Below are 24,655 nucleotides of genomic sequence, written 5' to 3' on the forward strand. Positions count from 1 at the left end.
TAACTTTCAGGTCAAGTCTGAGATAGTAAACCTAATGCAGTATCTCACAAGGTCTTGTATTGATTGTGGATACTGCTCAAAAAAGCGTAAAAGAAGCTACACGCTTTAATCATATATCTTCATGTTTACTAGCTTATAAGCATTTCTGTAAGGGTAACCCGTCTGACAGTCACCAGCACCATTGGCCCAAACCTTCTTTCCGGACATTTGTGCTGCCAGTAGCATAGAAAACAGCGCCTTTTCATACTCAGAATTTAGCGGCAGATAGTAACGTGAACCACAACTAGAGTTTGGTTTGCTAAAATCAACTAAAATGGTGTTGTTAGCGCCTGACAGCGTAACGGTACCAGACGTTTCCTTAGAAGCGAGTACAAGGTTAGGTAAGAGCAAAAGTAGTAGCAATAGTTTTTTCATGGTTATCTCTTTTAAATATAAAAGAGGCTGCTAAACTAAGCAGCCTTAGTACTGAAATTAAAGAACTTCCAGTAATTCAACATCAAAAATCAGAGTTGAGAATGGTGCAATTGAAGCACCTGCACCGCGCTCACCATAAGCAAGGTCATGCGGTACGTATAAACGCCACTTAGAGCCAACAGGCATTAGCTGTAGTGCTTCAGTCCAGCCTTTAATTACGCCGTTTACCGGGAATTCAGCTGGCTGACCACGCTCGTAAGAGCTGTCAAATACAGTGCCATTGATCAGTGTGCCATGGTAGTGAACACGAACTGTAGAATCAGCAGCTGGCTTGTCGCCCTCACCGGTTTCGATTACTTCGTACTGCAGACCAGACTCAGTTACAGTGATTTCTGCGCGCTTTGCATTTTCTTCCAGGAATGCAGTGCCTTCAGCAGCCAGTACTTTGGCTTCTTCATCACGACGCTTTTGAATTTCTGCATTGATTTTTTCGAATGCAGCCTGGATCTCAGGGATTTCTACACGGAATGCTTCACCGGCGTAGGCATCTTTCATGCCTTCGAATACCGAGTTCAGGTTCAAACCTTCAAATGGGTTAGACTTAAGCTGTTCACCCATTTGTAAACCAATACCATAACTTGCCTTTTCAGCATCTGTGTTGAATAAATCTGACATATTAGATCCACTTATTTATCAGTTTAAAAGAAGCGGCAGTGTATCACAGCGTACTGATGACTAACAGGGAGGTGAATAACTTTATAAAACAGCGCGCAAAGGCGCTGTCAGTCAATTCAGTGGAAAAGCCACACTTACCATGCATCCTCAAAGCTTGATTGGATAGCCTAGTCTTGCTGGGCTTTATCTTGGTTTTTAAGCTTAAACTCTCTGACGATGAAAGTGGCAAACGGTAAGCTCAATGTCAAACCAATAATTAATTCGTTGCTGTAGCCTGCCAGCCGCTCTGTAAAATAACAACCAAAACCGACAACCCCAAACGCAGCAATCACCACACTGGCAATCATAGGCAGCAACTTTTCGTACTTGGTGATGATATGGCCGACTAACAAATTAAAAGCGAAGGTATATAGCAAAGTAATCCAGATACTGGGGTACGTTTGCCCGTCAATTGCCAGCACCAATGCAGCCTGCAAGCCGCTCAAATAGAAAAAACTGAAGATCACCCATAACGAACTATGAATAACAACCTGTTTAGTCATCACTGCCTCCGAACGAAAAAAACCGCCGTATAGGCGGTTTTGGGAATGAGGTGGCGGAGAGATAGGGATTTGAACCCTAGATACGCTATTAACGTATGCCGGTTTTCAAGACCGGTGCTTTCAACCACTCAGCCATCTCTCCGTTGTTGGCGCGAATTCTAAGGTGCTGAGATAAAAAAGTAAAGTCCTAATTCAGTTTTTTGCAAAACTCGCATGCCAAACGATCACTTTTCATACACCCAAAGAGGTGTCAGCAGTATTATTGAGCACTCATTAATAGTATTGCTTTGGTCTTCTCGCAACCCAAGCACCTATGATGCTTAACCCAACACACATTAGTATTACCAATGCCATGTCAACAATACCCTGTGTCAAGTCTATCACCGGGTAAAGATGCTCCAACAATAAGGGGATCACTGACATAACAGCAACGCAACTGAGCACTTTAAACGCTCGACTAAAATCAAAGCGCCGACTATAGTTCATCCAGCTGGTTAAAACGAGCAGAAAACAAGCAGGTGATAACAGTGCCAGCCAAACTTCACTGATGTGAGGCAGCATGATACCTGTTGAAATACACCCTAATACACCCCAAACAATCCAGGTCCACCAATTCTCCCGCTCTTTTAAAAATAGATTGCCCATTACTATTCTTCTTATAATTGTGTTCTGAGACTGCCAGACACTAGCCTAACAAAGAATCAGGTCACAAAACAACCGCAGGACGAATAATTAGTGCACTAAGCTTCCTATTTAACAACGGATATCATTTTATCGGTCCGTGGACGCAACTAAGCGATGTATCTATTTCGTTTCATGCACAAATAACTCACTCACCGATATCTTCATTCCATAAATCCGGACGGGCTTTAATAAACTCATTCATCATATTGATACATTCAGCGTCCTGACGAATTTCGAGTTTAACGCCATGCTCTGCAAGCAAGGTCTCGCTCCCCATAAAGTTCTTATTTTCACCAATCACAACATGAGGAATGCCATATAACAAGATTGTTCCGGAACACATGGGGCATGGTGACAGTGTCGTATATAAAGTGCATTCTTTATATACGGATGCACTGAGGCGCCCGGCATTTTCTAACGCATCCATTTCACCATGTAAGACAGTGCTGCCTTTCTGAACCCTCTGATTGTGGCCGCGTCCGATTATCTCACCTTTGTGAACCAGAACAGAACCGATGGGGATCCCACCTGTATCAAGCCCTTTCTTTGCTTCTTCAATGGCTGCAGCTAAAAACTTGTCCATCATTGTACTCCTGATGTTGGCCATACCAATCCGCATACATCACGATGTCAGTCTAAAAAACCTGTCGCTTTGATGCCACACGCTGTGGCCAGCGGTTTGCGCTCGCCGAGACCGTTGTTCTCCATAAACGACTGGCCATGCATCTAACTCGTTCGGTCATATCCAGATTGCTGTTACTCGGTTTAAAAACTGTGTAGCTAACACAGTATTAATTAAATTAGCACGCAATTGAGGATAAAATAAGAATGTTCTAGTCCAGACTAATCCCCGTAATTGTTAGGCTGGTATGCCAGTTACCTTGGAGTCTGGTATCTATACGCTTGGTTAAGCTGCTGAGCTTGAAAATCATCTATTACACCCTGTTTATTCAATACTGCAATGATTGAACCCGGCTTACGAGCCAGGGTAATAGCGATTTTATCAATCTCTACGCTCCCTTTATATTGCTCAAGTACCTGCTTTATATCTTCGTCAGACCAGGGCAAGCCATAATTCTCGGGCAACCCTTTATCCAGGTTATCCTGCTGCTTTTGAGCCAGGGTTTTCTTTACCTTTTTCTGTTTTGGCTGCCATTGCAAAGACTGAAAAAGGGCTCTGATCACATCGGGGTGGTTGTAAGGCGACTGTGCTGGCAGGATTTCTCCTGTGATAGGGTCAATGCCATTGGCGAGGCCATACACTATATTGGCAACTTGTTGCTGGTCCATATCTGCTCCTTGATTATAAAAAACAACAATACGTCAACTTTTTGTAACAATATGAGTGTAGCAGGTATGTTTAAGTAAGGCTGTTTTTTCCCCAATTTGTAGCAACCCAAAAGGGTGTAGAGACGAAAAGTGAGAGTAGAAAGTATTACTGCAACCGAGTCCAATTAGTTAAGGCTGCGAGACCAGCTAGCAGGCACAAGCTGGTCTGAAATGCGACAAGGTTTACAAACCTTTAATTGATTCGTTGATAGCACTCAGGGCCTGAACTGGATCAGCAGCCTGAGTGATAGGCCGGCCAACAACAAGATAATCACTGCCTGACTTTATCGCCAATTCTGGCGTCATGATCCGCTTCTGATCTCCTGCATCACTGCCAGCAGGTCTTATTCCTGGAGTTACTAAACAAAAGTCACTGCCTAACTCGGTCTTAAGTGTTTGCGCTTCCTGTGCTGAGCATACTACGCCATCGAGGCCTGACTCTTTAGCAAGCTTCGCCAAATAAACCACCTGCTCCTGAGGGGTCTTATCTACACCGAGTTTGCTCAATTGTGCCTGATCCATACTGGTCAACACAGTAACCGCAATCAGCAGAGGGGCTTTATCACCGTAGGCTTCCAGTGCTTGTTTAGCTTTGCTCATCATTTCAGTACCACCGCTGGCGTGCACATTGACCATCCACACACCTAACTCTGCAGCAGCTGTGACCGCCTTCGCAACTGTATTTGGAATGTCGTGAAACTTCAAATCAAGAAACACGTCAAACCCTTTGTCAATAAGCTTAGAGACAAACTGAGGGCCGAAATAGGTAAACATTTCCTTTCCGACTTTTAAACGACATTCATCAGGAGAAAGCTGGGATACAAACGCCAGCGCAGCAGCTTCATTGTCGTAATCCAGTGCAATTAGCACCTTTTTCATTTCTGTGTTTGACATAGTTGATCTATTTCGCCTTATAAAATATCGATGTTTTAATACCCGTCCACACCCTGGCTTGGCAAAATGGATTCCCAAGACTTACAGGAGGGACATAACCAATAAAGTTTGTGACTGGTAAACCCACAATTGCGGCACTGGTAGTCTGGCTTTGTTTCAACGTAGGCAGATACCAGATTGTCGACTTCATTTAATACCGACTGAAACTTATCCTGCCTGGTCGCGAGTAACTTTAATAGAAAACTGAAGCCCCTAATTGAAGGTTCTCGCTTCAAACTGTCGGTAAGATAATCTACTGCTTGCTGAGTATGCCCTGCTTCCACTAAGCCCTCACAATGCTTTATTTTTACCAGCACCCCACTGGTTTTCAGTAAATCATTAACTAGCATATGAAATTCATGCTCGATGTTGAGACGTTGATAGCATACGTGCAAGTCTTGCAACACTAGCGGGATGGCACAGGGAAACTGTGAAACCAGCTTACGCCAGTAGTAAATAGCTTTGACATTATCTGCTTTTCCAAGCGCATCATGCCCTAGCTCATAGAGCGGCCTGATCGTTGTTCTCGGCAATTTAAGTGCGCGCTCAAGGTAATCAGTCAGATAATCTTCAGAGTCTTGTTCAGCTGTCTGGTTTTCTAATGCGGCTTCACAATAAAAGTTAGCAATTGCAGCGCAGTAAATCTGTTCAGTAAATAGCTCGGCGTGACTCTCATACATATTCACGCCCTTTTTCCATTCCCGGGTTTGCGAATAAAGCTGTATGATGGGCGTCAAAGCCTCTTCATAATCCGCTTTAACCAACTCGACCAAATGCTCCTCTGCACTGTCCAGTAAACCCGCCATAATGTAATCTTCGGCGAGCGCTAATTTACAGGATTGAATAATCTGCATGTCCAGACTTGGTTGTTTTAGAAGCAGTTCATGGATCCGGATAGCTCGGTCGAGCTCACCTCTTTTGCGGAATAAGGTGGCGAGTATGAGGTAGTGTTCAACAGAATCAGCACTCACCTCTAGTAACTTAATCAGGTGTTCAAGGCCCTGATCTTCTTCTCTATCTAAAAGAAACTTTAACCCTTTGCTGTATTCTGAGGTAATTTTCCGATTTTGTTCATGGGCTTGATTTTTAGCACTGTTTTTCCCCATGACATAGCCATAAGCAGCTGCTACCGGAAGCAATAGGAAAAGTAACTCAATCATCTACTGCTTTGCGCTTGTATCGATTGATTAACTCTCTGCTGTTGGCGAATTTGCCTCTTTAACTGTGTTATCTTGCCAATGCTCAGTAACAGCCCTAACACTAAACCAAATACAACACATAAGCTTATTAAACTGGCCAACGGTACCTCTGAACTGGCGATGATATAGTCAACTTTTACTATGGCTGGATTTTGAGTACCCAACACAAAAGCGATTATCACCAGTATCAAAAATAATCCTTTTCTTACTACCTGGATCAAACGTTACCTCATTAATCAGTTTTCTAGACTGGCGTTCACGCGGTCACGAAGCTCTTTACCAGGCTTAAAGTGAGGTACGTACTTCCCATCCAACTCAACGGTTTCACCTGTTTTCGGGTTACGACCAGTACGAGGTGAGCGATAGTGGAGAGAAAAGCTGCCAAAGCCGCGGATTTCGATACGATCTGAGCTTGAAAGTGAACCTGCCATCTGCTCTAAAATCTCTTTTACCGCATTCTCAACGTCTTTGACTGGGACGTGAATATGTTGCTCAGCAAGTTTTTCGATTAGTTCTGACTTTGTCATAGCGTTTCCTTTAGATAAAAAAGAAGGGCAAAAGTGCCCTTCTATTCAAGACTGAATATTAGTCTTTTTGAGCGTTTTTGAAAGCTGCAGCCATTGCATTTTCAAATGCTGGCTCTTCTTTCTTCAGCTTCTCAAGCGCTTCTTTCTCTTCAGCTTCGAAGATAGCTTTAACAGATAGGCTGATAGTACGGTTCTTACGATCAACACCTACAAATTTAGCTTCGATTTCGTCGCCTGCAGAAACAACGCTAGTTGCGTCTTCGATGCGCTCTTGTGCGATGTCAGCAACACGGATGTAGCCTTCAACGCCTTCGATAAGCTCAACAGTTGCGCCTTTCGCGTCAACGTCTGTCACTTTACCTTTAACAATAGCACCTTTTTTGTTTGCGTCTAGGTAGTTATTGAAAGGATCAGCTTCGATTTGCTTAACGCCTAATGAGATACGCTCACGCTCTGGGTCAACCTGAAGAACGATTGCAGAGATCTCGTCGCCTTTCTTGTATTCACGTACAGCTTCTTCGCCAGGCGTGTTCCAAGAAATGTCAGACAGGTGTACAAGACCGTCGATACCACCGTCAAGACCGATGAAGATACCGAAATCAGTGATAGACTTGATCTTACCAGTAACTTGGTCGCCTTTGTTCTGTAGACGAGCAAATTCCTGCCAAGGGTTAGCTTTACACTGCTTAAGACCTAGAGAAATACGACGACGCTCTTCGTCGATTTCAAGAACCATAACTTCAACAGTGTCACCTAGTGAAACAACTTTTGAAGGGTGGATGTTCTTGTTAGTCCAGTCCATTTCAGATACGTGTACCAGACCTTCTACGCCTTCTTCGATTTCAACGAAACAACCGTAGTCAGTTAGGTTAGTAACACGACCAGTTAGCTTAGCGCCTTCTGGGTAACGACCAGCGATAGCTGCCCAAGGATCTTCGCCAAGTTGCTTAAGACCTAGAGAAACACGAGTCTTCTCTTTGTCGAACTTAAGTACTTTAACTGCGATCTCGTCACCAACATTTACGATTTCACTTGGGTGCTTAACGCGCTTCCAAGCCATGTCAGTGATGTGAAGTAGGCCGTCAACACCGCCCAGATCTACGAATGCACCGTAGTCTGTAAGGTTCTTAACGATACCTTTAACTTCTTGACCTTCAACAAGGTTAGCCAGCAGCTCTTCACGCTCTTGTGAGTTTTCAGACTCAATAACAGCACGACGAGAAACAACTACGTTGTTACGCTTCTGGTCAAGCTTGATAACTTTGAACTCAAGCTCTTTACCTTCAAGGTGTGTTGTGTCGCGTACTGGACGAACGTCAACAAGTGAACCAGGTAGGAATGCACGGATTGAATCAACTTCAACAGTGAAACCACCTTTAACTTTACCGTTGATGATACCAACAACAGTTTCTTGTTCTTCACAAGCTTTCTCAAGGCGGATCCAAGCTTCGTGACGCTTCGCTTTCTCACGAGAAAGGATAGTTTCACCGAAACCATCTTCGATTGCGTCAAGTGCCACATCTACTTCGTCGCCAACAGCAACTTCTAGTTCACCAGCAGCATTTTTGAATTGCTCTGCAGGGATTGCACTTTCAGACTTAAGGCCAGCATCAACAAGAACAATGTTGTTCTCGATTGAGATAACAGTACCTTTAACGATAGAGCCTTGCTCTGCTTCAAAACCCTTTAGGCTTTCTTCAAATAACTGCGCAAAATTTTCTGACATACTAAATACGTCTCATAAATAAACATTCCAATTAGCAACCATGCTGCATGGGGTGGTTGATATAACGTCGGCCTCCTGCCAACGCAGTAAAAATCTAGTTTGATGCAGGTAACTTGCCAGCAACAATGGTGTCCTGAACTAAAGCCGTGACTTTCGCAAACACCTGTTCCGCATCTAATTTCGTTGTATCGAGCACGATAGCATCGTCTGCCGGCACCAAAGGCGCGACCTCACGGTTCATATCTCGATCATCGCGAGCTTCAATCTCGCTTAAAAGACCATCTAGTGTAACATCCAGCCCTTTATCCTTCAACTCCAGATAACGACGTCTTGCACGTTCTTGCGCGCTGGCTGTTAAATAAATTTTTAGTTCAGCTTGCGGGAAAACAACCGTTCCCATATCTCTGCCATCCGCGATCAGGCCTCTTTCGCTACGGAAAGCCCTCTGGCGACGCAATAAAGCTTCTCGAACCCGAGGCAATGCAGCGATTTTAGACGCTGCAGCACCGACCTCTTCGTTACGGATCGTGTGGGTGACATCCTCCCCCTCAAGGATCACTCTGATTTTTTTCGTCTCACCGTCTATCGGAAACTGAACGTCCAAATTTGCGGCGAGAGGCACTAAAGCCTCTTCATTATCGAGTGCAATATGATGATGAATAGCAGCCAAAGACAAAACGCGATAAATTGCGCCGCTATCCAACACGTCCCAATCAAGCTTTTCAGCTAATAAACGACAAACCGTTCCTTTGCCCGAGCCGCTTGGGCCGTCTACGGTGATTACTGGCATGACAGCCTGCATTTAAACCTCCCGAAATGCACACCAAAAATTAACTGCAGTATTATACGCAAGTTTGCTGAATAGATCCTTATTGACATGTAACTTTTTGTTTGGTTGAAAATTTACGCAGGAACCAGGCAGGAACTTAAAGGGCAGACAGCTAGACTAATCAAGCGCTGCGTGCCCTTAACGAATTACGTAGCTCGATAGGAAACTCCACTCGAGCTAGCAGCCATTACTGACTGACGGAAGAAAGAACGTCGAAGTAAGTCGGGAAGGTTTTTGCGGTACAGCCAGGGTCATTAATGATCACGTCGACACCACCCACAGCTACCATAGAAAAACACATCGCAATACGGTGATCATTATAGGTATCGATCTCCGCCAGGTTGAAAGTCTCAGGCGGAGTAATTTCGATGAAATCATGCCCCTCTGTCACCTCTGCACCTACTTTTTTAAGCTCCGTTGCCATGGCATACAGGCGATCAGTTTCTTTAACACGCCAGTTGTAGATATTACGAATAACCGTTTTACCTTTTGCAAACAAAGCAACAGTTGCCAGTGTCATCGCGGCATCCGGAATGGCGTTGGCGTCAATATCAACCCCGTTTAGCTCACCCTTACGGACAACAAGCTTTTCATCATGCCAGTCAATATCGGCACCCACCTGCTCCATCACAGAAGCAAAACCAATGTCGCCCTGGACACTCTTACGTCCGACACCATTAATTTCAATCTCACCGCCCGCTATGGCTGCTGCGGCAATAAAATAGGAAGCCGATGAGGCATCACCTTCAACCATAATGCTGCCAGGGGAAACGTACCCTTGCTGACCTTTAACATGAAATACCTGATAGTTATCATGACTAACAGACACACCAAACTGCGCCATAACACCGAGTGTAATATCAATATAAGGCTTGGAAACCAACTCCCCTTTTATGCGGATTGTGCTGTCTTTAACAAACAAAGGGGCAGCCATCAGCAATGCGGTTAAAAACTGGCTTGATATACTGCCGTCAATTTCTACTTCGCCCCCCTCGATTGCGTCACCATTAATCTGTAACGGTGGATAGTCCTTATTTTTTAGATATTTAATATCTGCGCCCAACGCATGTAGCGCATCAACCAGATGGCCGATGGGTCGTTCTTCCATTCTGGGTTCGCCAATCAGGGTAAATTGACCCTGACTTGCTGCTAGTACTGCGGTTAGTGGTCTGAAAGCTGTACCAGCATTACCCAGAAACAACGCTTCCGATGGTGTTTTAAAGCGCCCACCTTGGCCATAAACATGGGCTGACGTTTTGTCTTCGTTCAACTCAACTTTTACGCCCATTTCTGCAAGCGCAAGTAACATATGGCGAATATCATCACTATCGAGCAAGTTATTCACTTGCGTAACACCATCGCACAACGCGGCCAGCAATAACACGCGATTCGACAAGCTTTTCGAGCCCGGCAGCGTGACACTGCCATTGATTTTATCTATGGCGCTTAATCTAAGCTGTTCCATTAGCTGTTCTCCTTGGCAAACTTATCCATGAAAGCTATCAATGCTTTAATGCCTTCAATGGGCATGGCATTGTAAATACTGGCACGCATGCCACCTACGAAGCGGTGACCTTCTAAAGCGATCAAGCCATTGTCCTCGGCTTGTGCCAAAAACTGCTCGTTAAGAGATTCATCGTGTAGCCAAAACGGTACGTTCATCAAAGAACGACAGTGTTTAGCCACCTTGTTGAGGTAGAATGAGGAACCATCTATGTAATCATATAAAAGCGCGGCTTTTTCTTTGTTATGTGCTTCCATAGCTTTAACGCCACCAATTGATTCAAGATACTTGAATACTTCAGCAGCCAGGTACCAGGCAAAAGTGGGTGGCGTGTTGTACATACTCTGCTGCTTTGCTTCAATAGCGTAATCAAGGATTGCAGGCCTTGGCAGTCCTTTACGCTCAAGCAATGTCTTACGTACAATCGCAATACTCAGGCCTGACGGACCGATATTCTTCTGTGCGCCCGCATAAATTAAATCAAAGTCATCCACGTTCATTTCGCGCGACAAAATGTTTGATGACATGTCCGCAACGATTGGCGCTGTTGGGTGCTTTGGCACATCAAACAACTCAATACCATCAATGGTTTCGTTAGGACAGTAGTGAATATATGCAGCATTTTCGGGTAAGTCCCACTGTGAGACAGGCAAGACATCAAAGGTGCCATTCTGATCCCGACGTATATCAATGGACTCAACTTGTGTGAACTTCTGGCCTTCTTTAGTCGCCCCGCAGGACCAAATACCGTTCTCGATGTATACACCGGGCACATCGTCCTGATGCAGGTTTAACGGGACTGCGGCAAAGTGGCCACGACCACCTCCGTGCATAAACAGGACCTCGAACTCATCCGAGATATTCATCAGACGGCGCAAGCTCGCCTCGCATTCTCGCGCTAGCTCTAAAAACGGCGCAGAGCGGTGACTGATCTCCATCACAGAGACCCCTAAATTTTGCCAGTTAATAAATTCCTGTTGGGCTTTTTTCATAACAGCAGGTGGCAACATCGCAGGTCCTGCACAAAAGTTATAAACGCTCATAGTTTCCTCATTCCAGTTTTTATACTGCACCAGGCAGTGTGCTTATTTATTTTTAACGGACACGCATTGTGTGATGTTGTGCGCCCAGAATATATGCGTCGGAGAATAAAAAAGCGGCCTAAGCCGCTTTTTTATATTGAACCAGATTACTCTGGTGCCTGTTCATCAGTGTCAGGCGTTTCAACAAGCTCTGCTTCCCCTTCCAGGGTGTCGTCAATTTCAATCTCTTCGATACGTTGTAAACCAACTACCTGCTCGTCGTCAACCGTTCTGATCAGGATAACACCCTGGGTGTTACGTCCAACCGTCGAGACCTCATTGACGCGGGTGCGAACCAGAGTACCACGATTAGAAATCAGCATGATCTCGTCGTTGTCCTGAACCTGTACTGCACCAACAACTCGACCGTTACGGTCTGTGACCTTGATTGAAACAACCCCTTGCGTTGCACGGCTCTTAGCCGGGTACTCTTCAAGTGGTGTACGCTTGCCGTAACCATTTTCAGTGACCGTCAGAATAGCGCCGTCATTCTTAGGTACAATCAATGACACCACTTTGACGTCATCCGGCATCTTAATACCACGCACACCGGTTGCGGTACGACCCATAGGACGTAAGGCCAGCATTTCTTCACCCGTTTCAGGGTCAATTTTTATTTCACCGGTTTCTGAGTCGCGCAGCTTCTCATTGAAGCGTACGACTTTACCATGATCGGTGAACAACATGATGTCGTTATTACCATCTGTGATGTCCGCACCAATCAGATTATCACCGTCATTCAGATTAATGGCAATAATACCGCTTGCACGCTGACGGCTGTAGGCGGTTAATGGGGTCTTCTTCACAACGCCATTGGCCGTAGCCATCAATACAAACTTATCGTCTTCGTATTGTTTGACCGGCAATATAGTGGTGATACGTTCATCCGCTTCAAGCGGTAATAAATTTACTATCGGCTTACCACGCGCGGCACGAGATGCCAGCGGCAACTGGTACACTTTCAACCAGTACAAACGTCCTGATGTTGAGAAACACAAAATTGTATCGTGGGTATTTGCAACCAGCAGACGTTCAATAAAGTCTTCATCTTTCATCTTAGTTGCTGCTTTACCTTTACCACCACGACGCTGTGCTTCGTAATCGGACAGAGGCTGATATTTTACATAACCTTCGTGTGACAAGGTGACAACTACGTCTTCTTCGTTGATCAGATCTTCCAGGCTAATATCATGTGCTGCTGCTGAAATCTCTGTACGGCGCTCGTCACCATAGTTTTCTTTGATCTCAGCCAATTCGTCGCGGATCACTTCCATCAGACGATCAGGTGAAGACAAAATCAAGAGTAATTCTGCAATGAGATCCAGTAGCTCCTGATATTCGCCCAGAATCTTTTCGTGCTCCAGGCCTGTTAGCTTGTGTAAGCGTAAATCTAGAATAGCCTGGGCCTGTTGCTCAGACAGATAGTACTGACCATCGCGGATCCCCAGCTCGGCATCGAGCCAGTCAGGACGCGCGACGTTTTCTTCACCGGCACGCTCGAGCATTGGACGAACTGAACCCAACTCCCACGGACGAGCAGTCAATGCAGCTTTCGCTTCTGCTGGAGTCGGTGACTTACGGATAAGCTCAATGATTGGGTCAATATTGGCTAACGCAATTGCCAGACCTTCCAGCGTGTGCGCGCGATCGCGTGCTTTGCGCAAGTCGTATACCGTACGGCGAGTTACAACTTCACGGCGGTGGACAATGAAGGCCTCAAGCATTTCTTTAAGGTTGAAACACTTCGGCTGATTGTTATCCAGCGCAACCATGTTAATACCAAACACAGTTTGTAGCTGAGTCTGAGCATACAGGTTGTTCAGTACCACTTCGCCCACTTCACCACGCTTGATCTCAATAACAATACGCATACCGTCTTTGTCAGACTCATCACGTAGTGCACTGATCCCTTCGACCTTTTTGTCTTTCACCAGCTCCGCGATTTTTTCAATCAAGCGTGCTTTGTTGACCTGATATGGGATCTCATTGACGATGATGGTTTCTTTGCCGGTTTTTTCGTCGGTTTCGATTTCAGCACGAGCACGGATATACACTTTACCACGACCGGTTTTGTACGCTTGCTCTATGCCTTTCTTACCATTGATGATGGCCGCAGTCGGGAAATCAGGTCCCGGAATATAATCAATTAGCTCATCAATCGTAATATCTGGATTTTGGATCACAGCCAGACAGCCATTGATCACTTCAGTCAGGTTATGAGGTGGGATGTTTGTCGCCATACCAACCGCGATACCCGAAGAACCATTCACCAGCAGGTTAGGTACTTTTGTCGGTAACACGTCAGGAATTTGCTCAGTGCCATCATAGTTTGGCACATAGTCTACGGTTTCTTTGTCCAGATCAGCCAGTAGCTCATGAGACATTTTTGCCATACGTACTTCGGTATAACGCATTGCCGCCGCGGAGTCACCATCGACTGAACCAAAGTTACCCTGGCCATCCACCAGCATATAACGTAGTGAAAACGGCTGAGCCATACGAACAATGGTGTCGTAAACTGCGCTATCACCGTGTGGGTGGTATTTACCGATCACGTCGCCCACAACACGGGCTGATTTTTTATAAGGTTTGTTCCAGTCGTTACGCAACTCGTTCATCGCGAATAGCACGCGACGATGCACAGGCTTCAGGCCATCACGGACGTCTGGTAAAGCACGTCCAACGATGACGCTCATCGCGTAATCAAGATAGGAATTTTTCAATTCGTCTTCGATATTGACCGGGAGGATTTCATTGGCAAGATCAGTCATTTAATACCACTTTCCTTCAGAGTCTTTTCCTTTTGTGTCACACTATAGACATCAAAAGGTTCAATTATTATTAGTTCGACTGGGGATACTATCATAGTTTCTGGGCTAATGCAGTGGCTAAATGACTCGGAAATTTCATCCAATACCGATAGAATGCGCTCAGTTCAACGAGGAAGTTTTTTATGACCGAACATCAAAATGTAGATTTAAGTGAAATTGCAAAGTTTGAAGAGATTGCTGAACGCTGGTGGGATCGCGAAGGTGAATTTAAACCGTTGCATGACATTAACCCATTACGACTAGACTTTATCAACGATCGGTGTGGCGGTTTGTTTGAGAAAAAAGTGCTCGATGTCGGTTGTGGTGGCGGTATTCTGACAGAAAGTATGGCAAAAATGGGCGCCAAAGCGCATGGTATCGACCTGGGGCAGGAACCACTGAATGTTGCTAAACTACATGCACTGGAAGCGGGTGTTGCCATTGATTACCGCAAGGTATCAGCAGAAGAATTTGCCGCACATCATAGCGCACAGTTTGATGTCGTCACTTGCATGGAAATGCTTGAGCACGTGCCCGATCCAGCTTCTATTATTGCAGCTGTTGCAAAAGCAGCAAAACCGGGTGCCGACGTGTTCTTCTCTACATTGAACAAGACTCACAAAGCATTTTTGCTTGCCGTTGTTGCGGCTGAGCGAGTGTTGAAGATAGTACCTCCGGGCACCCACGACCACAACAAGTTCATCCGCCCCTCTACCCTGATAGGCTGGGCCGAAGCTGAAGGTTTGAAAGTGCGCCGCGCTGCCGGTATCAATTATAACCCCTTTGGTAAAACCTTTACGCTGACTAATGACGTCAGTGTCAATTACCTCCTCCACTTTGAGAAGCTCGCATGACACAGGCTGTAATATTTGATCTCGACGGCACCCTGCTCAATACCAGTGATGATTTGGGCGCCGCACTCAATCACGTTTTACAACAGCACGAAATGGCCGAGGTACCGCGTGCGGTATACAGTCCGGCTATTTCCAATGGTGTAAAGGCGCTGCTGGAAGTCGGCTTTGGAGAGCAGCTCAGCAAATTCGACTTTTCAGCTTTAAAGCAACAGCTGCTGGATTATTACGAACAACACATCGCTGTTCACTCTCGCTGCTTTGAAGGTATTGAAGCTTTGCTTCAAGCCTTACAGAGCAGAGAAATTAAAATTGCGATTATGACCAATAAGCCCACTTTTCTTACCCTACCCCTGCTGGCCCAGATCGGCCCGCTTAAGGGCATTGAGGTTGTGGTGTGCGGTGACACCCTGGAAGTTGCTAAACCACACCCTGAGCCACTATTACTTGCCGCTGAACAATTGGGCGTAGATCCCATCAGATGTACCTATGTTGGAGATGCTGAACGCGACATTGCAGCGGCAAAAGCGGCAGGAATGCGGTCAGCCGCCGCCTTGTGGGGCTTCATTCCATCCCTGGAAGAGGCACAAAGTTGGTCTGCGGATCTGAATCTTACTAACCCAGAATCACTCATTTCGTATATTTAGTGGCATTGAATAAAAAATGCCACTATATGTAGTGTTGTGGACTATATTGAGAACAATTTTGCACAGAAAAAAAACAGTCGTGCAGTTTGCAAAATTTTCTTAAAAAAAGAGAAAAATCGATTGTCGTGAGTTGATTTTTTTTTGCTTGCAGCCATGTTGGATAGCAGAAGGTTAGTGTTTGCTAACATAAAAATATTATCCCTATGTTATCCACAATCCATAGAAAGTTGCTCTATTGCAAAATAGCGATAACCCCACTATCTTGTGATCCTCTTTCTAGCGGACACCATATATAGTGGTGAAATGCTAAGCAATTATGAATATGCGATGACAATTACCGCATTCCGGGGGAATACAGGCGTAGCTATGAACCAACAATTATCTGTCAGTAAACGTAACGGCCGTAAAGAGCCGCTTGATTTAGATAAAATTCATCGAGTGATAAACTGGGCTGCTGAAGGCCTGAATAATGTGTCTGTTTCTCAGGTAGAGCTTAAATCTCACATTCAGTTTTATGATGGTATTCGCACCGAAGACATCCATGAAACCATCATTAAAGCCGCCGCTGATCTAATTTCGAAAGATACGCCAGACTATCAATATCTGGCTGCGCGCCTGGCAGTATTCCATTTGCGCAAAAAGGCTTACGGCCAGTTTGAGCCACCGCATTTGTACGATCATGTGACTAAACTGGTTGAAGACAAGCGCTATGATGCAGGTTTATTGACTGATTATACTCGAGAAGAATATGAACAGCTAAACGACTACCTTGAGCATGATCGTGATATGTCGTTTAGTTACGCCGCCGTCAAACAGCTAGAAGGTAAGTACTTGGTGCAAAACCGGGTGACTGGCGAAATCTATGAGAGCGCTCAGTTCCTGTATATTCTGGTTGCAGCAAGCTTGTTCTCAGATTATCCGAAAGAAACGCGACTTGATTATATCAAGCGTTTCTACGACGCGGTTTCACAGTTTAAGATTTCACTGCCAACGCCAATTATGTCGGGTGTACGTACACCGACTCGTCAATTCAGCTCATGCGTACTAATTGAAACGGCAGACAGCCTTGATTCTATTAACGCAACATCGTCTGCTATTGTTAAGTACGTTAGCCAACGCGCCGGGATCGGTGTCAATGCAGGTCGGATCCGTGCTCTGGGTAGCCCTATCCGCAATGGTGAAGCATTCCACACAGGCTGTATTCCATTCTACAAGCACTTCCAAACAGCGGTGAAAAGCTGCTCTCAAGGGGGCGTTCGTGGCGGTGCTGCGACACTATTTTACCCTTTATGGCACCTGGAAGTGGAGAACCTGCTGGTTCTGAAGAACAACCGAGGTGTTGAGGAAAACCGTGTAAGACACCTCGACTACGGTGTTCAGTTCAATAAAACGATGTACTCTCGCTTAATCAAAGACGATTACATCACTTTGTTCAGCCCGTCAGATGTACCTGGTTTGTACGACGCGTTCTTCGAAGATCAAGAAAAGTTCGAACGTCTGTATGTACAGTATGAGCAGGATGATTCAATCCGTAAGAAGCGCATTAAAGCACTTGAGCTATTCTCTATGTTTGCTCAGGAACGCGCGAGTACTGGTCGTATTTATCTGCAAAACGTTGACCACTGTAATACGCACAGCCCGTTTGACGCAAAAGTTGCCCCTATTCGCCAGTCTAACCTGTGCCTGGAAATTGCACTGCCAACTAAGCCGCTTAGTCACGTCAATGACGAAGAAGGCGAGATTGCATTGTGTACTCTGTCTGCGTTTAACCTCGGCGCTATTAGCAGCCTGGATGAGCTTGAAGAGCTTGCTGAGCTGGCTGTTCGTGCTCTGGACAACTTGCTGGACTTCCAGGACTACCCTGTTCCAGCGGCAAAAAATGCCACCATGGGACGTCGCACCTTAGGTATCGGTGTCATCAACTTTGCTTACTATCTGGCAAAAAATGGCGTTAAATACTCAGATGGTAGCGCCAATGGTCTGACCCACAGAACGTTCGAAGCCATTCAGTATTACCTGATGAAAGCTTCTAACAAGTTAGCTCAGGAACGTGGTGCTTGTCCTAAATTTAATGAGACAACCTACGCAAAAGGCATCATGCCTATCGATACCTACAAAAAAGATGTAGACGGTATCTGTAACGAGCCTCTGCACCTGGACTGGGACGGATTACGTCAGGACGTAATGCAATATGGTATGCGTAACTCGACTTTGTCTGCGTTGATGCCATCTGAAACCTCTTCTCAGATCTCTAACGCAACGAATGGTATTGAGCCTCCACGCGGCCACATTAGCGTTAAGGCCAGTAAAGATGGTATCCTAAAGCAAGTAGTGCCTGAGTACGAGCGACTGAAGGACAACTACGAGCTATTATGGGATATCCCTTCAAACGATGGCTATTTAGGCCTGGTCGGTATTATGCAAAAGTTTGTTGACCAAACTATTTCTGCAAATACCAACTACGACCCGACTAAGTTTGAAGGTGGCAAAGTACCTATGAAGCTGTTGCTTAAAGATTTACTTACCGCATACAAGCTGGGCGTAAAAACCTTGTATTACCACAACACCCGTGACGGTGCATCGGATGCCCAGGACGAAATGAAGCCTGAGGCTGAAGACGATGATTGTGCAGGCGGCGCTTGTAAAATCTAATCATAGTTAGCGGGTAATTTACCCGCTCTTTTTTGGTGTCGAGAATTATCTATGTCGTATTCTACGTTTAACAGAACCCACAACAATCAATTGCAGGAGCCGATGTTTTTCGGCCAATCTGTTAATGTCTCCCGTTATGATCAGCAAAAGTATCCTATTTTCGAAAAGCTGATCGAAAAGCAGCTGTCTTTTTTCTGGCGCCCTGAAGAGGTCGACGTCAGCAAAGACAGATTGGATTTCCAGGCATTACCAGAGCACGAGAAACACATATTTCTGAGCAACCTAAAGTATCAAACACTGTTAGACAGTGTACAGGGACGCTCTCCCAATGTTGCTTTGCTCCCTATTGTTTCAATCCCAGAGTTAGAAACCTGGATTGAGACCTGGGCTTTCAGTGAAACGATCCACAGCCGCTCTTACACGCATATCATTCGTAACGTCACTAAGTCACCTGAACTGGTCTTCGACGACATCGTCGAAAACGATAAGATCAGTGAGCGTGCAGAGGCAGTTACTAAACATTATGACGCATTGATCGAAAAGGTCTCTTTGTATAATCTGTACGGCGAAGGCAAGCACGAAATCAACGGCGAAACAGTGCACATTAACCTGTTTGAGCTGAAGAAAATGCTTTATCTCTGCATTATGTCGGTGAACATTCTGGAAGCGATCCGCTTTTATGTAAGCTTCGCCTGCTCATTTGCATTCGCAGAACGTGAGCTCATGGAAGGTAACGCCAAGATCATTAAGCTGATCGCCCGTGACGAAGCACTACACTTGTCTGGCACTCAGCACATCCTCAACATTATGCAAGATGGCAAAGATGATCCAGAAATGGCGATTGTGGCTGCACAATGTCAGGAGCAAGCGATCCAGATGTTTGTAGAAGCCGCTGAGCAGGAAAAAGAGTGGGCAGAATACCTGTTTAAAGATGGCTCTATGATTGGCCTGAACAAAGACATCCTGTGCCAGTATGTGGAATACATCACCAACGTACGCATGACCGCTGTCGGTTTACCGGCACAGTTTGAAAGCAACAGTAACCCTATCCCCTGGATTAATGCCTGGTTAGTGTCTGACAACGTTCAGGTTGCGCCACAAGAGGCTGAGATCAGCTCATATCTGGTAGGTCAGATTGATGCAGAAGTCGATGCGTCTGACTTTGGTGACTTTGACCTGTAATGACAGACAGGCCAGTCAAAAAAATCTTTCTTGATCCTGACAAAGAGCCGCTCCTCCACGCGGCTCACTCCCCTTCACTCCTTGCAACGCTTGAAGCCAATCAGGTTGAAGTTGCCTATCAGTGCAGAGAAGGGTTTTGTGGTGCGTGCCGCGCTAAGCTCTGCCGGGGAAAGATAGCCTACAATCAAGAACCTTTGGCGTTCGTCCGTGACGGAGAAATTTTGCTCTGTTGCAGCCAGCCAGTTACCGATGTGATCATTAAGCTAGTGTAGTTTAATGATCTCACTTTGATAGTAATCCACTTTGTCACTCACGCTGATCACCCCATTATCTATGATCACGTCCCAATGCAAGCTACGCGATAAAACACCGGCCAACTGACTCACAAAATCTGCGGATAGTGAAAAAATACTGATACCCTGTACCGCTATCAGATGAGGTGCCAGTTCTGCATACCAAGCATCTGCGTCAGACACCAGAAAAACCACCTTATTCGCTTGTTTACGATACTTTTGCAGTTCACTCAGGCTATGTACTCCAGCATAAAGTGCAACGTCTACTTGCCCCTGCGCATTCTCTAGCCAAACGTCTGGCTGATGCTTCTCTCTCACTCCCAGCCAGTGCACATTGTCTAAGTAAGACAGACCGCAAAACCCTATCAGCTTTAACACAAAATGCTCCAGCGTTTCGGCTTTTTGCAGCGCTGCGGTGAACACTTCCTGATGATGTGAGCGATGAAACAAGTCTGCAATATTCATTCGCACCTTAAAAACAAAGAGATCAGTCATGATATTTGTACCTGAACCTATCAAACTAACTATATTAAGCCGTCAAAATAATGCAAACTTAAAGAGATAGTATAACATCATTGATACCGTAATAATGCGGTGTTATATTATTGCAAGTATAAACAATTCAGAATGAGTACTATGTTTAAGCAGTCTTTGATTACTTTTGCCATAACCAGCGCAATTTTTTCCTCGCAGGCCTCTGCCGCACAATTAAAAGGTAAAGTGCTGGATACCAATAACCAGCCCGTTCCTAATGCAACGGTGCATCTGCACGGTAAATCTCAGTCCGTTAAAACCGATATTAACGGTCAATTTAGCATTAACGTCGATCAAGCAGCTCAGCTGCATGTCAGTAAAGACAACTTTATCAATGAGCGCATTGATGTCACTCCGGAATCGCCTTATGTGACCGTTAAGCTAGCACCAAGTTCAGTTGAGAGCGTAGTGGTATACGCCTCTGCGCTGCACAAAAGTAACATCGAAATGGCTTCTCCTGTCGCCGTTTTAAGTGGTGATGAGCTGAAAAACAGCGCCAAGCCAACACTCGGTGAAACACTCAAACAACTGCCAGGCATTAACGCCAGTTATTTTGGACCTGTATCATCAAGCCCAATCATTCGTGGTTTAGACGGTCCACGCGTTAAAATTACCCAGAACGGTCTGGACAGCAGTGATGCATCTCGTGTCGGGCCTGACCACGCCAATACCAACGATTCTCTGGCTGCACAGCAAATTGAAGTGCTGCGCGGCCCTGCTACATTACTCTATGGCTCAGGCGCTATTGGTGGTGTAGTTAATGTGGTAGATAACCGTATCCCGACTGATGTGATTGAAGGAGTTCAGGGCGCAGCAGAGTTCAGCCACGACACCAATTCAAATACCAATACAGTCGCTGCATTATTTGAAGCAGGTAACAACGGCTTTAATTTCCACTTTGATGGCGTAACGCGTAAAGGCGGCGACTATGAAACACCGCGTTTTGCCCTACCGGGTGAAGAACATGACGACCATGGCCACGATGAGCATGATCACGACGAACATGGTCATGATGAGCACGGTGAAGACGAGCATGGGGAAGAAGCAAACGGCGAAACTAAGTACGCAGAACGTGTTGCCAATACCTTTATCGACTCTGAGCAATTTAATATTGGTACCAGTTTCGTTGGCGATCACCTGACGGTTGGCCTATCTTACGGCCGCATTGAAACAGACTATGGGATCCCTGCCCACTCTCATGAACATCACGACCATGGCGATGAACATGACCATGAAGAACATGACCATGAAGAACATGATCATGACGACCATGATGAGCATAGCGAAGACGAGCACGACCATGCACATGGCGCAGAAGAAGAAGCCGTCTTCGCTCGTGTTAAACAAGACAGATGGCAGGCACTCTTTAACTACGCATTACACAACAACTGGATCGAGTCTATCCAAGTGCGCGCAGGTTTTACCGATTATGAACACTCCGAGATTGAACATGGTGAAGTTGGTACAACATTCACTAACGAAACAACTGAACTGAGAACCAACCTCGAGCACAGATTAGGCGAATGGCACGGCATTATCGGTTATCACTTCTCTGACAGTGACTACGCCGCTGAGGGCGCAGAAGCGTTCACCCCAGCGACTAACACAAAAACACATGCATTCTACGTGCTTGAAGAGCGCCGTTTTGGTGATGTAACTTTAGAGCTGGGTGCACGTGTTGAAGACTTCGCATTGTCTAGCAACTTTACGTCAGGCCACGATGACCATGACGAGCATGATCATGATGACCACGGTCACGACGAGCATGAAGGTCATGAAGATGAACACATGGCCGAGGTAATCGACTATACACTGGATACTACTAACTTTAGTGCCTCAATTGGCGCTGTGTATGATTATGCTGAAGGTCACAATGTTGCCGTTAACCTGTCTCGCTCAGAGCGTGCACCTCTGACAGCCGAACTGCTGTCAAATGGCCTTCACATCGCCACCTCTACTTATGAGCTGGGCCTTGGCTACCATATCGAAGGTGATGAAGTTCACTTCGAGCCTGAGCACATTGAACAGGAAAGATCGACCAATCTGGATATCAGCCTAAGACGTTTCATTGGCGATTTTGGTTACACAGTAAACTTCTTCTACAATGATGTCTCGAATTACTATTATCAGCGTAATACCGGCTACATGTATACCGGTGAACACGGCATTGAACTGGCTGACCACCATCATGATGGTGCCCTGCCCGTTTATCAATTTGAAAGTGCCGATGCTGAACTATATGGGTTTGAATTTGACGCCCACTATCAGATTGATGCGCGTAACCGCATTAAAGTCTATGGTGACCACCTAAGAGCTGAACTAGATTCAGGCGAATATCTGCCACGTATTCCAGCTAATAAGCTGGGTACGAGCTACCGCTTTGAGCTTGAAGATTTTGCAGCAGAGCTGAGCGCCACGCACTACATGACACAGGACAAATTAGCGCAGTCAGAAACGAAAACCGACAGCTATACTTTACTAAATGCCAGCTTCAGTTATGACTTTAGTTTGTCAGGTGTAGATCTGGTTGGTTATGTGAATGTCGACAACATCACCGATGAACTTGGCTTTGTACACAGCTCATTTATCAAAGAGCAAGCCCCGTTGCCAGGACGTAACTTCAAGTTAGGGATCCGTGGTTACTTCTAAGTTTTTAGGCGCTGTTTTACTTGTTAGCTAATAGCAAAAAACAAACAGTTCCTATCTGAGCCCAATGCCGCTGTAAAGCGGCATTTTCTTTTTTAGCCCTACCATAATAATAAGTACCGTTAGAACCGGTTAAAAAAGCCTGCACACTCACACAGTTTAATGCGACTAATCCTCACCAGACAGGCCCTATCAAGCTGTGCATCAAACCAGTCAACTTAGAACTAAAAACGTTAAGAGAATTCAACTGGCTGCAAAGGTTACAACTGGGTAAAAAAGTCTTCAGGCTGGTGTCTGACAGGTTTAGTACAGTGTACGGTTGGTGTACCCAGATACAGATAACCGACGATTTCATCCTGCTCATTCAATCCCAGTTGGCGCTTCACCGAGTTGCTTTGTGCAAAGTAACCCGTTCTCCATACGCCAGACAGTCCCTGAGCAAAGGCCGCCTGCTGCATAGCAAATACGCTGCAGGCTGCACTCTCTACCTGCTCAATTCTGGGTACTTTTGGATGTTCCATATAAGGAGAAACCGCGATAACCAGCATAGGGGCACGCTCAGGTAAAGACTTCGCACGGTCGATGATACGTTGCTCTTGTTGCTCCTCAACCGCAGCCTGATAAAAGATCTCGCCCAGCTTCTCTCTGCCGTGCTCCTCAACCAGAATAAAGCGCCACGGCTTTAATCCTCCGTGATCTGGCACTTTAAGAGCTGCTTTTTTTATTACTTCCAGCTGAGCCGCATCAGGGCCCGGGAATGACAAGTTGCTGTCAGATTGTCGCGTCGTTAATAGTTCAATGGCATCCATTTGTAATTCCTATAATTTCTGTTAGTACCCTATTCTAACGCGACACCGGCGCAAAAGTTTAGTGTCTGCTTTCAAAAACCGCTTACGGCAAGTAATTTTGCTCAGGTTCCAGTGGCTTTCGAACCCAATAGTCCACACTAAAGTAGCGCCCACCTCCGGTAAACAACAGGCTTATCAGCATAGCAAAATAGATAGCCGCGAACTCAATACCATTGTTCAGGATCACCGGATTACCATACTCATAGAGATATTCTGGTAGGCCATTCGCTGCAACGATCTCTTTGATACGAGATAACCGCTCAGCTACTTCTATACTGGCTTCCAGACTCTGCTTCGCAGCATCGCTGCCCAACCAAGCAAAAACCTGTGCTGCACTGGTATCAGGATTACTGGGGGCGACGGAAAACCAGCCGTTATGCCAATGCACCTGAGTTGCAGCGACGAACATGGTCACAGCAAGTGGGATGGACACCAAACGTGTGGCCAGTCCAATTAACAGCAACCAGCCGCCGAGAAACTCTGTCCAGCCCGCCAGAAAGGCCAGCAAGTCGGGTGCCGGTAAACCAAGCCCCCAGTCTGAATTACCAAACCAGGCCACCACATTCTCATCGGCCAACAAGCGTGACAGACCAGTAATATCAGGATTGGCGAGGTTTAGTTTGCTATAACCAGCTATGATCATGACCGGAGCCAGGATCAACCTGAGCATCAATGGCGCCAGACCGTCGAGCAAGGCTAATCTATTAAGAAAGGTACGATAAAAGGAATAGAGTGATTTATACATAAA

At 45.8% G+C, this 24,655-nt stretch carries 24 protein-coding genes and 1 tRNA gene; 6 read left to right on the forward strand and 19 right to left on the reverse strand.

Annotated features, from left to right (window positions below; translation table 11 throughout):
• Nucleotides 1-105: 105 nt before the first annotated feature.
• The 16 genes from AT705_RS03270 to gyrA form a co-directional block, all read right to left on the reverse strand.
• Complete coding sequence (locus AT705_RS03270) at nucleotides 106-414, reverse strand: hypothetical protein (protein ID WP_058795478.1); 309 nt, start codon at nucleotides 412-414, stop codon at nucleotides 106-108.
• 57 nt (nucleotides 415-471) lie between these two features.
• On the reverse strand, nucleotides 472-1,089 hold the full coding sequence (locus AT705_RS03275; protein WP_058795479.1) for an FKBP-type peptidyl-prolyl cis-trans isomerase: 618 nt from the start codon (nucleotides 1,087-1,089) through the stop codon (nucleotides 472-474).
• A 167-nt stretch (nucleotides 1,090-1,256) separates the two neighbouring features.
• On the reverse strand, nucleotides 1,257-1,631 hold the full coding sequence (locus AT705_RS03280; protein WP_058795480.1) for a hypothetical protein: 375 nt from the start codon (nucleotides 1,629-1,631) through the stop codon (nucleotides 1,257-1,259).
• Nucleotides 1,632-1,682: 51 nt separating this feature from the next.
• A tRNA-Ser gene (locus AT705_RS03285) sits at nucleotides 1,683-1,773 on the reverse strand.
• 131 nt (nucleotides 1,774-1,904) lie between these two features.
• On the reverse strand, nucleotides 1,905-2,276 hold the full coding sequence (locus tag AT705_RS03290) for a hypothetical protein (RefSeq protein ID WP_058795481.1): 372 nt from the start codon (nucleotides 2,274-2,276) through the stop codon (nucleotides 1,905-1,907).
• A gap of 184 nt (nucleotides 2,277-2,460) precedes the next feature.
• A complete protein-coding gene (locus AT705_RS03295) occupies nucleotides 2,461-2,898 on the reverse strand; it encodes a nucleoside deaminase (protein ID WP_058795482.1) in 438 nt (145 codons plus the stop codon).
• A 293-nt stretch (nucleotides 2,899-3,191) separates the two neighbouring features.
• The gene (locus tag AT705_RS03300; RefSeq protein ID WP_049865353.1) at nucleotides 3,192-3,605 is read right to left on the reverse strand and encodes a hypothetical protein; all 414 of its coding nucleotides are present in this window, start codon (nucleotides 3,603-3,605) and stop codon (nucleotides 3,192-3,194) included.
• A gap of 222 nt (nucleotides 3,606-3,827) precedes the next feature.
• Nucleotides 3,828-4,538, reverse strand: coding sequence for an orotidine-5'-phosphate decarboxylase (gene pyrF / locus AT705_RS03305; RefSeq protein ID WP_058795483.1), 711 nt, complete (start codon nucleotides 4,536-4,538; stop codon nucleotides 3,828-3,830).
• A 35-nt stretch (nucleotides 4,539-4,573) separates the two neighbouring features.
• A complete protein-coding gene (gene lapB / locus AT705_RS03310; RefSeq protein ID WP_058795484.1) occupies nucleotides 4,574-5,737 on the reverse strand; it encodes a lipopolysaccharide assembly protein LapB in 1,164 nt (387 codons plus the stop codon).
• Nucleotides 5,734-5,958, reverse strand: a complete 225-nt coding sequence (locus tag AT705_RS26055; RefSeq protein ID WP_420492115.1) for a lipopolysaccharide assembly protein LapA domain-containing protein — start codon at nucleotides 5,956-5,958, stop codon at nucleotides 5,734-5,736. Before AT705_RS26055 ends, lapB begins: the two co-directional genes overlap by 4 nt.
• Nucleotides 5,959-6,012: 54 nt before the next feature.
• The gene (gene ihfB, locus AT705_RS03320; RefSeq protein ID WP_010384523.1) at nucleotides 6,013-6,303 is read right to left on the reverse strand and encodes an integration host factor subunit beta; all 291 of its coding nucleotides are present in this window, start codon (nucleotides 6,301-6,303) and stop codon (nucleotides 6,013-6,015) included.
• 58 nt (nucleotides 6,304-6,361) lie between these two features.
• Nucleotides 6,362-8,029: a 30S ribosomal protein S1 gene (gene rpsA / locus AT705_RS03325; protein ID WP_010384522.1), complete on the reverse strand. Its 1,668-nt coding sequence runs from the start codon at nucleotides 8,027-8,029 to the stop codon at nucleotides 6,362-6,364.
• A 94-nt stretch (nucleotides 8,030-8,123) separates the two neighbouring features.
• Complete coding sequence (gene cmk, locus AT705_RS03330) at nucleotides 8,124-8,831, reverse strand: (d)CMP kinase (protein ID WP_058795486.1); 708 nt, start codon at nucleotides 8,829-8,831, stop codon at nucleotides 8,124-8,126.
• A 214-nt stretch (nucleotides 8,832-9,045) separates the two neighbouring features.
• Entirely contained in the window at nucleotides 9,046-10,323 is a 1,278-nt protein-coding gene (aroA, locus tag AT705_RS03335; RefSeq protein ID WP_058795487.1) for a 3-phosphoshikimate 1-carboxyvinyltransferase, read from the reverse strand.
• Nucleotides 10,323-11,405 carry a 3-phosphoserine/phosphohydroxythreonine transaminase gene (gene serC / locus AT705_RS03340; protein WP_058795488.1) on the reverse strand — a complete coding sequence of 361 codons (1,083 nt, stop codon included), beginning with the start codon at nucleotides 11,403-11,405 and terminating at the stop codon, nucleotides 10,323-10,325. The genes aroA and serC overlap by 1 nt, the downstream gene beginning before the upstream one ends.
• Before the next feature lie 146 nt (nucleotides 11,406-11,551).
• A complete protein-coding gene (gene gyrA / locus AT705_RS03345) occupies nucleotides 11,552-14,215 on the reverse strand; it encodes a DNA topoisomerase (ATP-hydrolyzing) subunit A (RefSeq protein WP_058795489.1) in 2,664 nt (887 codons plus the stop codon).
• A gap of 182 nt (nucleotides 14,216-14,397) precedes the next feature.
• Here gyrA and ubiG point away from each other — a divergent pair, with 182 nt between their 5' ends.
• From ubiG to yfaE, 5 genes are all read left to right on the forward strand, one after another.
• Nucleotides 14,398-15,108 carry a bifunctional 2-polyprenyl-6-hydroxyphenol methylase/3-demethylubiquinol 3-O-methyltransferase UbiG gene (gene ubiG, locus AT705_RS03350; RefSeq protein ID WP_058795490.1) on the forward strand — a complete coding sequence of 237 codons (711 nt, stop codon included), beginning with the start codon at nucleotides 14,398-14,400 and terminating at the stop codon, nucleotides 15,106-15,108.
• Entirely contained in the window at nucleotides 15,105-15,752 is a 648-nt protein-coding gene (locus tag AT705_RS03355) for an HAD family hydrolase (RefSeq protein ID WP_058795491.1), read from the forward strand. Before ubiG ends, AT705_RS03355 begins: the two co-directional genes overlap by 4 nt.
• A gap of 366 nt (nucleotides 15,753-16,118) precedes the next feature.
• Nucleotides 16,119-18,404, forward strand: a complete 2,286-nt coding sequence (gene nrdA, locus AT705_RS03360) for a class 1a ribonucleoside-diphosphate reductase subunit alpha (RefSeq protein ID WP_058795492.1) — start codon at nucleotides 16,119-16,121, stop codon at nucleotides 18,402-18,404.
• A 51-nt stretch (nucleotides 18,405-18,455) separates the two neighbouring features.
• Nucleotides 18,456-19,586, forward strand: a complete 1,131-nt coding sequence (nrdB, locus tag AT705_RS03365) for a class Ia ribonucleoside-diphosphate reductase subunit beta (RefSeq protein ID WP_058795493.1) — start codon at nucleotides 18,456-18,458, stop codon at nucleotides 19,584-19,586.
• On the forward strand, nucleotides 19,586-19,858 hold the full coding sequence (yfaE, locus tag AT705_RS03370) for a class I ribonucleotide reductase maintenance protein YfaE (RefSeq protein ID WP_058795494.1): 273 nt from the start codon (nucleotides 19,586-19,588) through the stop codon (nucleotides 19,856-19,858). The genes nrdB and yfaE overlap by 1 nt, the downstream gene beginning before the upstream one ends.
• Here yfaE and AT705_RS03375 read toward each other — a convergent pair.
• On the reverse strand, nucleotides 19,850-20,374 hold the full coding sequence (locus AT705_RS03375) for a YaeQ family protein (RefSeq protein ID WP_058795495.1): 525 nt from the start codon (nucleotides 20,372-20,374) through the stop codon (nucleotides 19,850-19,852). The two genes, yfaE and AT705_RS03375, sit on opposite strands and share 9 nt — an antisense overlap.
• 141 nt (nucleotides 20,375-20,515) lie before the next feature.
• On the opposite strand from AT705_RS03375, the gene AT705_RS03380 reads away from it, so the two are divergent.
• On the forward strand, nucleotides 20,516-23,062 hold the full coding sequence (locus tag AT705_RS03380; protein WP_058795496.1) for a TonB-dependent receptor: 2,547 nt from the start codon (nucleotides 20,516-20,518) through the stop codon (nucleotides 23,060-23,062).
• Between the two features lie 257 nt (nucleotides 23,063-23,319).
• On the opposite strand, the gene AT705_RS03385 is transcribed toward AT705_RS03380, so the two are convergent.
• The gene (locus tag AT705_RS03385) at nucleotides 23,320-23,868 is read right to left on the reverse strand and encodes an NAD(P)H nitroreductase (protein ID WP_058795497.1); all 549 of its coding nucleotides are present in this window, start codon (nucleotides 23,866-23,868) and stop codon (nucleotides 23,320-23,322) included.
• A gap of 82 nt (nucleotides 23,869-23,950) precedes the next feature.
• A complete protein-coding gene (locus AT705_RS03390) occupies nucleotides 23,951-24,652 on the reverse strand; it encodes an HvfX family Cu-binding RiPP maturation protein (RefSeq protein ID WP_058795498.1) in 702 nt (233 codons plus the stop codon).
• Between the last annotated feature and the right edge of the window lie 3 nt (nucleotides 24,653-24,655).

Origin of the sequence: Pseudoalteromonas rubra, assembly GCF_001482385.1 — a bacterium.
Taxonomy (GTDB): domain Bacteria; phylum Pseudomonadota; class Gammaproteobacteria; order Enterobacterales; family Alteromonadaceae; genus Pseudoalteromonas; species Pseudoalteromonas ardens.

Coding starts and splice junctions, on each gene's coding strand:
- AT705_RS03270 (WP_058795478.1), bottom strand. CDS start 414: ATGAAAAAACTATTGCTACTACTTTTGCTCTTACCTAACCTTGTACTC.
- AT705_RS03275 (WP_058795479.1), bottom strand. CDS start 1,089: ATGTCAGATTTATTCAACACAGATGCTGAAAAGGCAAGTTATGGTATT.
- AT705_RS03280 (WP_058795480.1), bottom strand. CDS start 1,631: ATGACTAAACAGGTTGTTATTCATAGTTCGTTATGGGTGATCTTCAGT.
- AT705_RS03290 (WP_058795481.1), bottom strand. CDS start 2,276: ATGGGCAATCTATTTTTAAAAGAGCGGGAGAATTGGTGGACCTGGATT.
- AT705_RS03295 (WP_058795482.1), bottom strand. CDS start 2,898: ATGGACAAGTTTTTAGCTGCAGCCATTGAAGAAGCAAAGAAAGGGCTT.
- AT705_RS03300 (WP_049865353.1), bottom strand. CDS start 3,605: ATGGACCAGCAACAAGTTGCCAATATAGTGTATGGCCTCGCCAATGGC.
- pyrF (WP_058795483.1), bottom strand. CDS start 4,538: ATGTCAAACACAGAAATGAAAAAGGTGCTAATTGCACTGGATTACGAC.
- lapB (WP_058795484.1), bottom strand. CDS start 5,737: ATGATTGAGTTACTTTTCCTATTGCTTCCGGTAGCAGCTGCTTATGGC.
- ihfB (WP_010384523.1), bottom strand. CDS start 6,303: ATGACAAAGTCAGAACTAATCGAAAAACTTGCTGAGCAACATATTCAC.
- rpsA (WP_010384522.1), bottom strand. CDS start 8,029: ATGTCAGAAAATTTTGCGCAGTTATTTGAAGAAAGCCTAAAGGGTTTT.
- cmk (WP_058795486.1), bottom strand. CDS start 8,831: ATGCAGGCTGTCATGCCAGTAATCACCGTAGACGGCCCAAGCGGCTCG.
- aroA (WP_058795487.1), bottom strand. CDS start 10,323: ATGGAACAGCTTAGATTAAGCGCCATAGATAAAATCAATGGCAGTGTC.
- serC (WP_058795488.1), bottom strand. CDS start 11,405: ATGAGCGTTTATAACTTTTGTGCAGGACCTGCGATGTTGCCACCTGCT.
- gyrA (WP_058795489.1), bottom strand. CDS start 14,215: ATGACTGATCTTGCCAATGAAATCCTCCCGGTCAATATCGAAGACGAA.
- ubiG (WP_058795490.1), top strand. CDS start 14,398: ATGACCGAACATCAAAATGTAGATTTAAGTGAAATTGCAAAGTTTGAA.
- AT705_RS03355 (WP_058795491.1), top strand. CDS start 15,105: ATGACACAGGCTGTAATATTTGATCTCGACGGCACCCTGCTCAATACC.
- nrdA (WP_058795492.1), top strand. CDS start 16,119: ATGAACCAACAATTATCTGTCAGTAAACGTAACGGCCGTAAAGAGCCG.
- nrdB (WP_058795493.1), top strand. CDS start 18,456: ATGTCGTATTCTACGTTTAACAGAACCCACAACAATCAATTGCAGGAG.
- yfaE (WP_058795494.1), top strand. CDS start 19,586: ATGACAGACAGGCCAGTCAAAAAAATCTTTCTTGATCCTGACAAAGAG.
- AT705_RS03375 (WP_058795495.1), bottom strand. CDS start 20,374: ATGACTGATCTCTTTGTTTTTAAGGTGCGAATGAATATTGCAGACTTG.
- AT705_RS03380 (WP_058795496.1), top strand. CDS start 20,516: ATGTTTAAGCAGTCTTTGATTACTTTTGCCATAACCAGCGCAATTTTT.
- AT705_RS03385 (WP_058795497.1), bottom strand. CDS start 23,868: ATGGATGCCATTGAACTATTAACGACGCGACAATCTGACAGCAACTTG.
- AT705_RS03390 (WP_058795498.1), bottom strand. CDS start 24,652: ATGTATAAATCACTCTATTCCTTTTATCGTACCTTTCTTAATAGATTA.